This is a genomic window from Bradyrhizobium sp. WSM2254 (assembly GCF_000472645.1).
GTDB classification, from domain to species: domain Bacteria; phylum Pseudomonadota; class Alphaproteobacteria; order Rhizobiales; family Xanthobacteraceae; genus Bradyrhizobium; species Bradyrhizobium niftali.
The window spans coordinates 85788-98559 of the sequence record NZ_KI421447.1 but is presented as its reverse complement, the minus strand read 5'-3'; the positions used below and the strand labels follow the sequence as shown (position 1 = coordinate 98559).

General features: G+C 60.1%; 15 protein-coding genes. 7 read left to right on the top strand and 8 right to left on the bottom strand.

The window, feature by feature from the left end; all coding sequences use genetic code 11:
• The first annotated feature begins 364 nt into the window (after positions 1-364).
• Entirely contained in the window at positions 365-1447 is a 1083-nt protein-coding gene (locus A3M7_RS0142835) for an acyltransferase (RefSeq protein ID WP_084303035.1), read from the top strand.
• Between the two features lie 12 nt (positions 1448-1459).
• Here A3M7_RS0142835 and A3M7_RS0142830 read toward each other — a convergent pair whose 3' ends face one another.
• The gene (locus A3M7_RS0142830) at positions 1460-1825 is read right to left on the bottom strand and encodes a VanZ family protein (RefSeq protein WP_027549407.1); all 366 of its coding nucleotides are present in this window, start codon (positions 1823-1825) and stop codon (positions 1460-1462) included.
• Positions 1826-2034: 209 nt separating this feature from the next.
• Positions 2035-2208: a hypothetical protein gene (locus tag A3M7_RS50210; protein WP_198033924.1), complete on the bottom strand. Its 174-nt coding sequence runs from the start codon at positions 2206-2208 to the stop codon at positions 2035-2037.
• Between the two features lie 698 nt (positions 2209-2906).
• Here A3M7_RS50210 and A3M7_RS50205 point away from each other — a divergent pair.
• Together A3M7_RS50205 and A3M7_RS0142815 are read left to right on the top strand one after the other, a co-directional pair.
• On the top strand, positions 2907-3059 hold the full coding sequence (locus A3M7_RS50205; protein ID WP_198033923.1) for a hypothetical protein: 153 nt from the start codon (positions 2907-2909) through the stop codon (positions 3057-3059).
• A 441-nt stretch (positions 3060-3500) separates the two neighbouring features.
• The gene (locus tag A3M7_RS0142815) at positions 3501-3767 is read left to right on the top strand and encodes a hypothetical protein (protein WP_027549406.1); all 267 of its coding nucleotides are present in this window, start codon (positions 3501-3503) and stop codon (positions 3765-3767) included.
• Between the two features lie 88 nt (positions 3768-3855).
• Here A3M7_RS0142815 and A3M7_RS0142810 read toward each other — a convergent pair whose 3' ends face one another.
• From A3M7_RS0142810 to rfbA, 3 genes are all read right to left on the bottom strand, one after another.
• Positions 3856-4062 (bottom strand): hypothetical protein, encoded by a 207-nt coding sequence (locus tag A3M7_RS0142810; RefSeq protein WP_049824049.1) that lies wholly within the window; start codon positions 4060-4062, stop codon positions 3856-3858.
• 88 nt (positions 4063-4150) lie between these two features.
• Positions 4151-5215 carry a dTDP-glucose 4,6-dehydratase gene (gene rfbB, locus A3M7_RS0142805; protein ID WP_027549404.1) on the bottom strand — a complete coding sequence of 355 codons (1065 nt, stop codon included), beginning with the start codon at positions 5213-5215 and terminating at the stop codon, positions 4151-4153.
• Between the two features lie 13 nt (positions 5216-5228).
• Positions 5229-6116, bottom strand: a complete 888-nt coding sequence (rfbA, locus tag A3M7_RS0142800) for a glucose-1-phosphate thymidylyltransferase RfbA (protein ID WP_027549403.1) — start codon at positions 6114-6116, stop codon at positions 5229-5231.
• An 88-nt stretch (positions 6117-6204) separates the two neighbouring features.
• Here rfbA and rfbC point away from each other — a divergent pair, with 88 nt between their 5' ends.
• The 3 genes from rfbC (at position 6205) to A3M7_RS0142785 (ending at position 8198) form a co-directional block, all read left to right on the top strand.
• Positions 6205-6759: a dTDP-4-dehydrorhamnose 3,5-epimerase gene (gene rfbC, locus A3M7_RS0142795; protein WP_027549402.1), complete on the top strand. Its 555-nt coding sequence runs from the start codon at positions 6205-6207 to the stop codon at positions 6757-6759.
• Position 6760: 1 nt separating this feature from the next.
• Positions 6761-7657 carry a dTDP-4-dehydrorhamnose reductase gene (gene rfbD, locus A3M7_RS0142790; RefSeq protein WP_027549401.1) on the top strand — a complete coding sequence of 299 codons (897 nt, stop codon included), beginning with the start codon at positions 6761-6763 and terminating at the stop codon, positions 7655-7657.
• A gap of 118 nt (positions 7658-7775) precedes the next feature.
• Entirely contained in the window at positions 7776-8198 is a 423-nt protein-coding gene (locus tag A3M7_RS0142785) for a hypothetical protein (protein WP_027549400.1), read from the top strand.
• A gap of 24 nt (positions 8199-8222) precedes the next feature.
• Here A3M7_RS0142785 and A3M7_RS0142780 read toward each other — a convergent pair whose 3' ends face one another.
• Complete coding sequence (locus tag A3M7_RS0142780) at positions 8223-8957, bottom strand: metallophosphoesterase family protein (protein ID WP_027549399.1); 735 nt, start codon at positions 8955-8957, stop codon at positions 8223-8225.
• A 150-nt stretch (positions 8958-9107) separates the two neighbouring features.
• A complete protein-coding gene (locus A3M7_RS0142775) occupies positions 9108-9386 on the bottom strand; it encodes a hypothetical protein (protein WP_245284464.1) in 279 nt (92 codons plus the stop codon).
• Positions 9387-9734: 348 nt separating this feature from the next.
• On the opposite strand from A3M7_RS0142775, the gene A3M7_RS0142765 reads away from it, so the two are divergent.
• Positions 9735-11159 (top strand): undecaprenyl-phosphate glucose phosphotransferase, encoded by a 1425-nt coding sequence (locus A3M7_RS0142765; RefSeq protein WP_027549397.1) that lies wholly within the window; start codon positions 9735-9737, stop codon positions 11157-11159.
• A 234-nt stretch (positions 11160-11393) separates the two neighbouring features.
• Here the strand turns inward: A3M7_RS0142765 and A3M7_RS45810 are convergent, their stop codons facing one another.
• Positions 11394-12740, bottom strand: a complete 1347-nt coding sequence (locus A3M7_RS45810; RefSeq protein WP_049824048.1) for a cellulase family glycosylhydrolase — start codon at positions 12738-12740, stop codon at positions 11394-11396.
• Between the last annotated feature and the right edge of the window lie 32 nt (positions 12741-12772).

Sequence of the window (12772 nt, the reverse complement as noted above, 5' to 3'; positions counted from 1 at the left end):
CGGCTACGGCAGACGGCCATTTTCGAATCAGGCATAATCGCCCAGCCGGAATTTGGCGGCTCTTGCTAAATTAGTGTTCATTCCATGGGCCCAGCCAGCCCGGTAAAATCCGGCATCGCCCTTCCGTTCAAGTCGGCGGAAAGCCCGATCCAGGGCACGGTACCCCAAGCGAGGCGCAAGCGGCGGAACGTTTGACAGGCAAGTGGTACGCGAACCTCCACACGGCGGCCGATCCTGGCGGCGAACCGCTCGGGCAGATGCTGTCCCGCCCCGGGACGCCATTGCCAAGATTGCTCTTGGCTCACCTTCAATTTCCCATACTATTACGAGCGTTTTTTATGTGTTTCCGAACGGCGTGTGAACAATGATACCTCGGGGAAGCGGGCACTATCCTATTCTTGACGTTTATCGCGCTATCGCATCCTTTGCCGTGCTCCTTTACCATATTGCCGGATCCCTTCAGATCCCAAGCATGGCAAGTCACGCGTATGTTGCCGTTGACTTTTTCTTCCTGCTGAGTGGTTTCGTCATCGATCGTGCATACGGCACGCGTTTGGAAGATCGGTCGTTCAAGCTTGAATTTCTGTTGCCGCGTTTCGTCCGCCTTTGGCCCATGATCGTTCTGGGCACCTTTGTCGGTGCGGTCGTTTCGATTGGCAGTCTCCTGAGGGGGCATACGCTGGACCTGAGCCAGATGGCCCTGGTGCTGGCGTTCGGGGTGCTCCTATTGCCCTTTGGCCGAATGCCCCTGACCGCATCCATCTTTCCGTTCGATGGGCCTCTTTGGTCTCTCTTCTATGAAGTGGTGGCAAATGCCGCTTACTGTTTCGTGTTTCGGTGGCTGCGCATACCGGTACTCTCAATACTCGTGGTTCTTTTCGCGATCGGTCTGGTCGTGGTGTCGCTCGAAAAGGGCGATCTCGAATTGGGTGCAAGAACCGGAGAAATCTCCGTTGGTCTGCTCCGTGTCGGCTTTTCATTTTTCGCCGGCGTTTTCATGTCGAGGATCGGAACGGCGTCAAGCGTCGGCGGTACTACGGCAATCACCTCTGTCGCGGGCTTGATTGGTGTGCTGTTCGTACCTCTTCCCCAACACGCGATCTATGATGTTGCATGCATTCTTGTCGTATTTCCGCTCTTGATATGGAGGAGCGCCGAGACAGCCGTGCCGCCGGGCTGGAGGCGGGCCTGTAGTTTCGTTGGCGAGCTTTCCTATCCGCTGTACGCGTTGCACTACCCGATCACGCGCATCTTCTTCTATTTTCAGGACACCCTCGCCCTCGGCAAGACGGCGCTCGCCTTTTCGATCGTGCTGGAGGTGATCACTTGCCTCGGCGCTGCGTATGTTGCGACGAAATTTGTCGATCAGCCCGTGCGTAATCGGCTCGGCTCAATGGTCGAACGCATTCGTTCGCCGCGTGTGGCTCCGCTGGCCGGCAGAACCTAGCGCGCGCAGGCGCTAGGCCGGCGGCCGCGGCAGGAAAGCCAAAATCGTCTGGGCGAGAATGACGCCGAAGGCACCGCCGGCGGCCTTTTGCAGCACATCGATAAGGCGGGGATCGCGGTCGGGTGTCAACGCCTGGAAAACTTCGAGCGCGACCGCGACGGCAATCACGAAGGCGCAGGCCAGCCTGATGCGGCCGGGAAGCAGGAAGGACAGCAGAAAGCCCAACAGACCGTAGGCACTGAAGCGCTCGATGACCACCACCCAGTAGCCTTCAGCGTGTCCGATGAGCGCTGGCCTGCCAGCGAGCTTGACAAGCGTGGCGTAGACAATAAGCGCAAGGCAGATGACGGCAGCTGCGATGAGATGGTTTTGACGCATTGTAGCATCATAATCGTTCGATCGGAGCCACGCTTCCGAAAGCCGAGAATATCGTTAAGGTCCGAAGGGCGTCCTTGAACCGGTGTTCAAACGGCGTGTGTGGCTCTCGGGTTTGCAAGTCGCCGCATCCACCCTGCTCGTATGTCCGAAACTTGCGTCAACGCAACCGCGCTGCTGCTCCGGCTTGGGCTGGATCTTTTTCGCCGCCCTTAACCCTTCTTCGTGCCCTTCGATTTCAGTGACAGGCCGAGCCGCAGGGCCATGCGCTTGATGGCGTCGGGCGATCGCCCTAGCTGCCTCGCCGCTTCCTCCAGCGAAGTCGAAGACTTCGCGAGCTCCATGAGCCGACGATCCTCCTTGAACGACCAGGGCTTGCGCGCCATAACCGAAACGATCCTCTCGTTGAAATAACGACAAAGCCGCCAAGCGGACCCACGTTCGCTCGACGGCCTTGCTTGGGTGGGGCCGGGCCTGGGGGAGCCCGGTTCGAAGATGGATAAGCGATAGGGAGGACTTCGCAACAAACAACGCGGATTAAGCTAACCGCTCAACCTTACCCGCATGAAATCGATGCGTGTTGCTCCGTATAACCACGGACATTCTCATCAGCCGAGATCGATCCGCGCGCATCAGCGATCTCGGTCAAGGATATTCTGCCATCACGTCCGGCCTCGAAGGCCGGCCGGAACGCTCGTTGGGCCGCGCCGCCATGTGCCGTTGTGCAGACTGGGTCCGTTCGGGAATCCGCAGAGATCGCTTTGGAGCGCGCTCACGCCAGCAGCGATGGCGGCAAGGATGGATCGCGCCTCATCCCCTCTGTCGCCGGCTCCTGCGCGAGAATTGGAATCGTTGCCGCGCATCCCGAGCGGCAAACCCATGACCGTCAACTCGAGCGAATCACGATCGAGCCCACGTGCGTTATCATCTTGATAGCGCGAATTGGAATGTGTCGGCGCGGCGCGAGCCTACACGCCGATCTCGACGAGCAGCATTGCGCTGCTCTCAGGCGAGCCGTCACGAGATCGTCCAATTCACCCGGCTATGATCGCGCCAACAGCAATGAACCGTTCAGAAGATCGAGATGCTTCAGAAAGCGCGGGCGGCGTTCCCTACCAAGCTCAGAGAACGGGCATTTGAAGGTGCGTTTTTCAGCGTAGTGCTGATCGCGATGGCAGGCTGGGTCTATTTCATCACGCTATTGCTGGTGAGACTCTTTCTCTGGTTCTTTGCTTGACGCAGACGAAACGATCAGTTCGCATGCATGTGCCGCCAAAAACCGCGGCCTGACGACAAAATCAGCGACCCTCATCATGATGTCGACACAACTCGAAGCTGAGAATGCTGTGTCACGAAGACTACACGCTCGGCAACTGGAAGAGTTCAGAATGACTGTAGTTGCGATCCTGCTTTCGCTTCTCGCCGGCTTTGGTGGAGGCTATGCGACGCGCGCGTGGCGATCGCGCAGGCGCAGGGTGCGTCATCCACTCTATCAGCCTTACGATCCGGCCTTGTCTCCGCAAAGCGCGTCCCCGGCGCGGGGGTGGCGAGCATTCTGAACAAATGCAACCTTGGACATGATCGATGATGGTCGCCCTTGTCATTCCGCTCGTGGGCATGCGGAACTCTCGCAGCCTCCGCACCGCCGTCTCGGCCACAGGCATGATTGGAGGCTGCCATGACTAGGCCAACAAACAACGCTCACCGGCGATATTTCGTCGATGCCGCGGGCCGGCGTGTTCTCATCGGTCTGACGCGTGAGGAAACATTCGAATTCGAGCGGCTTGATAGCAGGTTGGTGCTCGGTCCGGTGGATGGCAAGTCCGAGCCGGACGGCCGCGAAATCTGGCTCGCTGCCGGCGAGCAGCGCTGGGTGGAACTCCACGAGAAGCATGAGGGGGCGTGGAAGGCATGGATGGTGCAAAACGCACCGACCAATCCATAGTCTGATCAGAGACAGGTCGTGCGGCGCTCGATCATTGGGCGCCCTCGGACGTCGAAATTGGTGTCCGCAGTACGGTCAAGTCGAGAAACTAGGTGCGGTCGTCCTGGCCAGATGGCGCTGGGAAGAGCTTCGCAAGGCAATCCACACCCATGCCGCGTTCGCCCGCATCGAGAACACGCCGCGCGATGACGTGCCGAAACTTCCACCCAGGTCCTTCAAATTGATCCGCGGCCCAAATCTGCGGCTTCGGGCGCCCGTCGAGGCCGCGGATCCACACGAAGTAGTATTCGTCCATTTTTCCGTGCGGCTTTCGCATCCAACGCGGACAATCCGCCAATGTCATGCACGTCGGCACGGCCCTTCGCAAAGGGACGTCAACGCGGTTAACCCAGGCCGATGCGCTTTTGCTGATAGCCGCGACCGAGAATGTTCTCCCACCAAATCCGATTGTCGATGAACCACCGGACGGTCTTGGTCAGGCCGCTCTCGAAATTCTCGTCCGCGCGCCATCCAAGCTGGTTTTCGAGCTTCGAGGCATCGATCGCGTAACGGCGATCGTGCCCTGGACGATCGGGGACGAACGAAATCAGGCTTCGCCGGGAACCTGCCCCGGATGGCGAAATTTCATCCAGCAGATCGCAGATGCCTTCCACGACGTGAAGATTGCTGCGCTCGTTTCGTCCGCCGACATTGTATGTTTCACCGACCACGCCCCGCTCGAGTACGAGCGCAAGCGCCTTGGCATGATCCTCCACGTAGAGCCAGTCTCGAATATTCTGCCCGTCGCCATAGACCGGCAACGCTTCTTCGGCGAGCCCCTTGATGATCATGTGGGGGATGAGCTTCTCGGGAAAGTGATAAGGCCCGTAATTGTTCGAGCAGTTCGTTACCATCGTGGGCAGTTCGTAGGTCTCGCGCCAGGCGCGGACCAGATGGTCGGACGAGGCTTTGCTCGCCGAGTAGGGCGAGTTCGGTGCGTAAGCGGTCGTCTCCGTGAAGTAACCTTCCTTGCCGAGCGAACCGAACACCTCGTCGGTCGAGATGTGAAGGAAGCGGAACCGCGAACGGCGATCCGCTGACATGCCTTTCCAATACCGCATGGCTTCCTGCAGCAGCGTGAACGTGCCCACGATATTGGTCTGAATGAATTCTCCGGGCCCATCGATCGAACGATCGACGTGGCTTTCGGCCGCCAAATTCATGACCGCGACGGGTTGGTAGCGTTCGAACAGCTTCCTCAGCGACGGCGCTTCGCAAATGCACTGCTTCTCGAACGCATAGCGCGGATTGCCCGTAGCGTTGGGGATCGACTCGAGATTTGCCGCGTAAGTGAGCTTGTCGATGTTGACGACGCGCGCGTGCGTATCGCGAAGAAGATGACGAACGACTGCCGAGCCGATGAACCCTGCACCGCCGGTGACGAAAATCGTGGAGCCTTCAAAACGCATGAGTCGACTTGCCTCAATTCAGACCGTGAGCGGCGAAGGAACGCGCCACCGATTGCAGATACTGGCCATAGCTGCTCTTGGCGGTCTTCTCGGCAACCTTCGTGAAGGATTCCAGGGAAATGTAGCCGCGCCGCAGAGCGATCTCTTCCGGGCAGGCGATGCGCAATCCCTGTCGCTGTTCCAAGATCTGCACGAAGTGACTGGCTTCGACCAGGGAGGCGTGCGTTCCGGTGTCGAGCCAAGCAAACCCGCGCCCAAGCACCTCGACGAACAGGTCGCCGCTGTCGAGATATGCATTGTTCACGTCGGTGATCTCGATCTCTCCGCGCGCGGAAGGCTTGATCTTCGCGGCGATGTCGAGCACGCGATTGTCATAGAAATAGAGCCCGGTCACGGCCACATTCGACTTCGGCCGCGCGGGCTTCTCTTCGATCGAGCGCGCGCGCCCGTCGGCGCCGAATTCGACCACGCCATATTGTTCGGGCGTGTTGACGACGTAGCCAAAGATCGTGGCGCCGCGCGTGCGTGCCGCGGCCTTGGCGAGCAGTTCGGGAAGCCCGTGTCCGTAGAAGATATTGTCTCCAAGAACAAGAGCGACTGAGTCCTGTCCTACAAACTCGCGGCCTACGATGAAAGCGTCGGCGAGCCCGCGCGGGGTTTCCTGCGATGCATAGGAAAACTTGAGGCCGATTTCCGTTCCATCGCCGAGCAGGCGCTGAAACAGCGGCTTGTCCTGCGGCGTGGAGATGATGAGAATGTCGCGGATTCCAGCGAGCATCAGGGCCGACAGCGGATAATAGATCATCGGTTTGTCAAAAACCGGAAGCAGTTGCTTCGACACCACGGTCGTGACGGGATAAAGGCGCGAACCTGTTCCGCCAGCGAGTATTATTCCCTTCATCGGCCCTCTCTGGTTTGCCAGCGGTAAAATATCAGATAGAGTGCGCTGCACAAGATTATTATCAATGCCGAAGCCTGAAGTCCTGCGAATGAACGTTTACACGACACACCTACCCGAAGTTTTGATCGTCGAGCCGAAGCTGTTCGGCGATCAACGCGGCTTCTTCCTGGAGTCGTATCAATTCGAGCGTTACGTGCAGAATGGCATTACGCGCCCGTTCGTGCAGGACAATCTTTCGCGCTCGCGTTTCGGGGTGTTGCGTGGGTTGCATCTGCAAAATCCCGCTACGCAGGGCAAGCTGGTCACGGTGCTTCGCGGTCGTGTTCTGGATGTTGCAGTCGATGTCCGTGTAGGGAGCCCAAACTTTGGGCGGCATGTTGCCGTTGAACTGAGCGAAGACAATCGCAAGCAATTGTGGGTTCCTCGTGGCTTCGCCCACGGTTTTGCCGTTCTCTCCGAGACGGCCGATTTCTTCTACAAATGCGACCAGCCCTACAGTCCGAAGGATGAAATCTCCGTGCGCTGGAACGATCCGGCCATCGGCATCGATTGGGGTGTCGCAGAACCGTCACTTTCGCCCAAGGATGCCGAGGCGCCGCTGCTGGCGGATGTGAAGGGGCTCCCCCGCTACGGCGAGGTCTGACATGAAGATTCTTCTGACTGGCGCCGGAGGGCAGGTTGGTGGCGCGCTGCTGCGATTGCTTCAGGACCGCGCGAACATCGTTGCGCCGACCCGCGAGACGTTCGACCTGTCGCAACCAGCGGACCTCGCTGAAAAGCTGGACTCGATCGGGCCGGATCTGATCATCAATCCCGCGGCTTACACGGCCGTCGATCGCGCGGAAGACGAGCGCGAGATGGCATTTCGGGTCAACGCTGAATCACCTGGGGTCATGGCCCAATGGGCCGCGAGCCGCCGCGTCCCGCTGGTGCACTTCTCGACCGACTATGTCTTCGACGGCTCGGGCGAGGGTCCGTGGCGCGAGGACAGCACTCCGCACCCGCTCTCGGTGTACGGCGAGAGCAAGCTTGCCGGCGATCGGGCGATTGCAGAGGCGGGTGGTCCTCATCTGATCGCGCGCACATCGTGGGTTTATGCCGCGACGGGAGCGAATTTTCTCAAGACGATCGTGCGGCTGGCGGGAGAACGGGAAGAGTTGCGGATTGTCGCCGATCAGATTGGTGCACCTACAACTGCGGATGCGATCGCACGCGCGATGGTTGCGATGTTGCAACCACCGGACGAGGGTGTTGCCGCAATGTTCGAAAGGCGGGGTGGGGTCGTCAACCTGGTCTGCGCCGGCGAGACAAGTTGGCACGGCTTTGCGACCGCGATCGTTTCCGGGCTAAAATCGCGCGGCGCCAAATTTGCCGTGAAGGAGATTGTTCCGATCGGTTCAGGGGAGTTTCCTGTCAAGGCGACGCGGCCCTCCAATTCGCGCCTGGATCTGACGCGCCTGCGCGAACGGTTCGACATTGCGATGCCGACTTGGGAGCAGGCGCTCGATCGCGAGTTGGATATCCTCAAGGGGACGATCTGAACGACTGTCTGGATGATTCCGCGTGGCGAGATCGGAAGCAGAACAATCGGGACCTTTAACCTTTGTTAACCATCCTGGATCCATGTTCTAGCCTGGTATTTCGAACCGGAATGCGCGCATGTTCCAACTGTTCCTGCGGGCTCGCACCCATAACTTTCTCAAAGATCGTTTTGGAGGCGAGCAGACGTTCCGTGCGCGCTCGCCCGAGCGCGACGCCGAAACCGATCGCACGCGCGTCGAAGCCATCATGACTGCGATCGAGGAGGCTCTGCACGCGGCGGAGCGGGAGCAGTCGGGCCTGAACGGCCGGGTGGAAGACGTGCTGGCGCGTGCGGCCGTGACCTTCGGCAACGGCGATGACGAATATCTCGAGCGCGAGGCGCTCGACAACCACCACCAGGATCTGTTCGACAAGGAGATCCTGAACGGCCAGCGCCGGCTCAAGGAGCTCGGCGCCTCGATCGCTCATTTCAAGTTCCTGAAGGCGGCGGTGCTGAGCCGCTTTCCGGAATACCGGCCTCAGGCAAGCTCCACCAACTAGAGTGCGGCGCGCGAGCCCGGCGGGCTAGATCGCGAGCATGCTGTTGCCCTGGATGGACAGCAGCGTCAGGTTTCCGGTGGCGTACGCACCGGTATCGATGTTGGCGCGGTTTTCCAGCAGCTCGGCCTGCCGCACCGGCGTGTGGCCGTGCACGACATATTTGCCGAAGCGCCTCTTGCTCTGGAGGAATTCGTCCCTGATCCACAACAGGTCGGATTCGCGCTGTTCGGAGAGCGGAATGCCCGGGCGCACCCCGGCATGGACGAAGAAGAAATCGCCGCATGTGAATGTCGGCCGCAGTTGGCGCAGGAACGCGATGTGCTCCGGCGGCATCGCGGATGTGAGCTCGCGCACGAGATCGGACTGTTCGTCCTTGCTGAGGCCCGGCGCGGCCGACACGCCATACGACATCAGGGTCTGGAGTCCGCCGAAGTTAAACCATTCGGTGGCGCGCGAGGGGTCCTCCAGCACCGAGGTGAAATAGGCCTCGTGATTGCCTTTGAGGAAGACCGTGTTGCGGCGGCGGCTGCGCCTGATCAGGAGGTCGAGGGTGTGGCGCGAGTCCGGTCCGCGATCGATGTAGTCGCCGAGGAAGACCTCGATCGCGCGATAGGGCCGGCTGTTCGCCATGTCCGCATCGATGACGGCAAACATCTGTTCGAGCAGGTGCGCGCAGCCGTGGATGTCGCTGAGCGCATAGATGCGCACGCCGTTCGGTAGCTTCGGCCGGGGCGAATTTCGGGGCGCTGTCGTGGGCATGGGGCCCAACTCTTTCAGAGAGCTTCGCCCGGGATGTCAATATGTTATCGGCGAAATCGAGGCGCCACGGGCTGCTTTTTTCCTGCCGCCCGCCGCCGAAGGCTGATCCAGAGCTCTGTGAACCGCCGATCCTTGCCGTTTCGAGGCCGACTAGCCGAAGCTCCGGCTGTCGAGCGATGGCGTGGCCTTGCCGCGATAGGCCGACGCTCGCGCGCGGACCAGGGCCGCGCCGCAGAAATAGCCAAACTGGAGCACCGCCGCAAAGACGAGAATCGTGACAACGGTGTGAGCCGAATCATGTCCCTGCCAGACCGCGCCCGCACCGAGGATCGTTGCACCGAGAACGATGGCGGGCGGCAGGATGAAGACTCGGAATCGGCCTCCCAGCAACGATCCGATCAACAGGCTGAAGACAACGACGGTACTCACGACACAACTCCTCGAATTGGTCACGAGTGTTAATGGCCGCGAGCTAATAACGGCTTAAGCGGCATGGTTGAACAGCCGTTCAAATGCGCGCGTCAAATTGCGCGAAAATGACGCGATTTGATAGAAATCGCGGCGCAATGCCCGCATAATTGTCACGTGTGTGACAGCAGTTTGTGCATTCTCTCGCTGCGATGCTGCGTTGCGTGAAAATCGATTTGATTTTTTCGGTGCACTGCCGCAATGTCGCTTTGTTTAGTTAAGATATACTTCGGCGCACGTCGAAAAAAATTCGGATCGATTTACTCGCAATTCTCCAATGCGGGTGCGTGACGAGGCAGCGAGGTTCTGATGGCTGTAGCAACTTACGGTTCGGAAAACTATTATTCGGCTATATCGAACCGACGCGGTGCCCTCCAGAGACCCCTCCAGGTGGCCTTGATCGCCGGCGACTTCCTCGCCGTGCTGCTCAGCTATTTCGTGGCGAGCGGTTTGTATCGCGTGCTTGTCGTCGAGCAGGATTCGTCCATCGGAGCCGGTCTCGTCGTCGGCGCGGTGTTCGTGATGATCGCCTATTTCCAGGGTGTCTACGATCACCATCGCCTGTTGAGCACGGTCTGGCAGCTGCGCAAGGCCTTGGCTGTCTGGCTGATCTCGCTGACCATCCTCGCGGTCGAGGCGTTTCTGCTCAAATCGTCCGCGGATTTGTCACGCGGAACCACGCTGCTGTTCGCTGCGACCGGCGGCGTTGCCTTGGGCGGGCTGCGCGTATTGTGGCGCCTGGCCCTGACCTCGAGCTATGCCAAGGGCCGTCTGGTCGATCGCAAGGTCGTGCTGCTCAGCCTCAAGCCGCTCGATTTCACGTCGACCCGCTTCAAGGATCTGCGCAAGCACGGCTTCAACGTCGTGCGGCATTTCGTGCTCGAGCCGTCCGAAGAGGGCGCGGGCTGGGATCGCGAGATTCGCGACATCATTCGTCAGGGCCGGACGGCGGACGTGGAAGAATATCTCCTGGTCATCGACTGGGACGAGATGCCGCTTCTCCAGAAGCTGAGCCAGCACCTGCGCGTCGTTCCCCAGCCGATCCGTCTTCTGCCTGATTTCCCGATCGCTGATCTGGTCTCGCGTCCATTCCAGCCGGTCAGCGGCACGGTCGCGATCGAGATCCAGCGCGCGCCGCTCAGCGTGTTCGAGCAGGCGCAGAAGCGCTGCCTCGATATCGGCCTTGCCTCGTTCGCTCTGCTGCTGCTCGCGCCGCTGCTGGTGACGGCCGCGATCATGATCAAGCTCGATTCCAAGGGCAACGTGATCTTCAAGCAGTCCCGGCGCGGCTTCAACGGCAAGCAGTTCGAGATCTGGAAGTTTCGCTCCATGACGGTGGCGGAGAACGGCCATGTCGTCACGCAGGCGACGAAGAGCGACGCGCGGGTCACCCGTGTCGGCCGCGTGCTGCGGCGGACCAGCATCGACGAGCTGCCGCAGCTCTGGAACGTTCTGCGCGGCGAGATGTCGCTGGTCGGGCCGCGCCCGCATGCTCTCGCGCACGACAACTACTACGACGAGCTCATCAGCAATTACGTGTACCGGCACCACATGAAGCCGGGCCTGACCGGATGGGCCCAGGTCAACGGCTTCCGCGGCGAGACGCCGACCATCGATCTGATGGAAAAGCGGGTCGAGTATGACGTCTGGTACGTCAGCAACTGGAGCATCTGGCTCGACATCAGGATCATTCTGAAGACCGCGTTGGCGCTGATCCATCAGGAAGCGTATTGACGGCACGCTGTATGTCGCCGGCTAACGACCGGTGAAGGGCAATCGCTGCCCGCGACAAGTTGGATCGTGCCACCGATCGCATTGATGCCGTCGCAATCAGCTGGCTTCGCCTCCGACGTAGCTTGTCGTGGGGCCTGCATCTCGCTTCGTTATCTTCGTGTAGAACCATTTTCTCCCCGGCGTGCCGCGGTTGGCGCGGCACGACAGGTGCGGCGGGGAATCTGCCGACCGGAATCAGCGATCCAATGTGGCCTTGAGCTCGAATGGGGCTTTCGTCGGCAAATTGATGACGACGGGGGTGGGCCCCAGCCGTATCGTGTTCGACTTTGCTCCTTGCTGGCACAATGGCGCGAATTCCGCCTCTGTGCCGCCAGGAAGTTCGAACGTCGCCGAGGAGTTGTCTTGCGAGGTCCAGGCGATCAGCTGTTTTCCTGCCAGCGTCGTTGTCTCGATCACGAATAGCCCGGGGAAGGGTTGCTCAAGTTTCATCGGGCCCGCGCCCTTGATGACACGAATGGCCTCGCGGGTCGCGCATGCAGCAGGTTTTGGCGCAAACGCGTAGTCGTACAGGCCGAAATTGTCTTCGAGCGCGGCGGGATCCTGACCTTGATCCTTCATTTCGTAGATCCAGGTCCCCTTTATCCAAGGCGTGGCCGCCGTCCAAAGCAGGAATTGCGCGATGTTGTTCGCGGCCGTTTGCGTGGAAATGGGGCACATCTTCGACGTCGTCGGCCATCCGACCTCCGTGACGAAGATAGGGAGGTTCGATCCGGCTGCGTCCAGCAATTTCCGCAGGGTGCTGACTTGACGTATCGCAGCCTCGGCAGTCCGGTTGGACACCTCGCGCTCGCAATGATTGTAGAGGTGAACGGACAAGCCGCTGGCACCTTCCAGTGCTCCGGACCGAACGAGCGCCATGGTCCATTTCCAGTCCGGGTCCATTCCGACCGCCCCGACCAGCACCTGTGCCTGAGGCGCCACGCTGCGTATTTGGGCGACCGCTTCCTTCGCAAGGGCGGAGTAATTGGCCGCCGCGCGCGGATCGCTCGGATCGCCTTCACCGACCAGGAAAGGGCGCCCCAGCACGGCGTTCATGTTCCATTCGTTCCAGATCTCGTAAATCGGGTTGCGCTTGGCGGTCGCCAGAACGGCTTTCGCCGCAAAGTCGCCGAAGCTCTTTCGGCCCACGTCGGTCAGCGGAGGCTGGCCGTCAGGAACGAGCGGATTTGGGTGACCCAGGATGAGCAATGGCCTTGCCTGGGTCTGGTCGAGAAAATCAAACAGCTTGGCTGGCTCTCGGGCAACTTGCGTTGTGGCACCGCCGGCCGCCGGCGCGGCCCGAAACAGGCTCCAGGCAAGATCGTCCCTGACTGAATCGAAGGCATCGGAACGCAACACCTGCGCAGACTTTTGAGGAGAATAGCCATATTCTCCTCCTATGCCGAAGTGCACGCCAAGACCGATGATCGGCCGCTCGGCCCGTTCGGGCAACGGTTGCTTGCCAACCCAGAAGGATGTCGTTTGATTGGCAGCATAGATTTTGCTGAAGAGCAGGCCTGCTGCGATGAATGCAACCGCCAACCCAATTTTCGCAGCTCGGACCATCTTCGCCT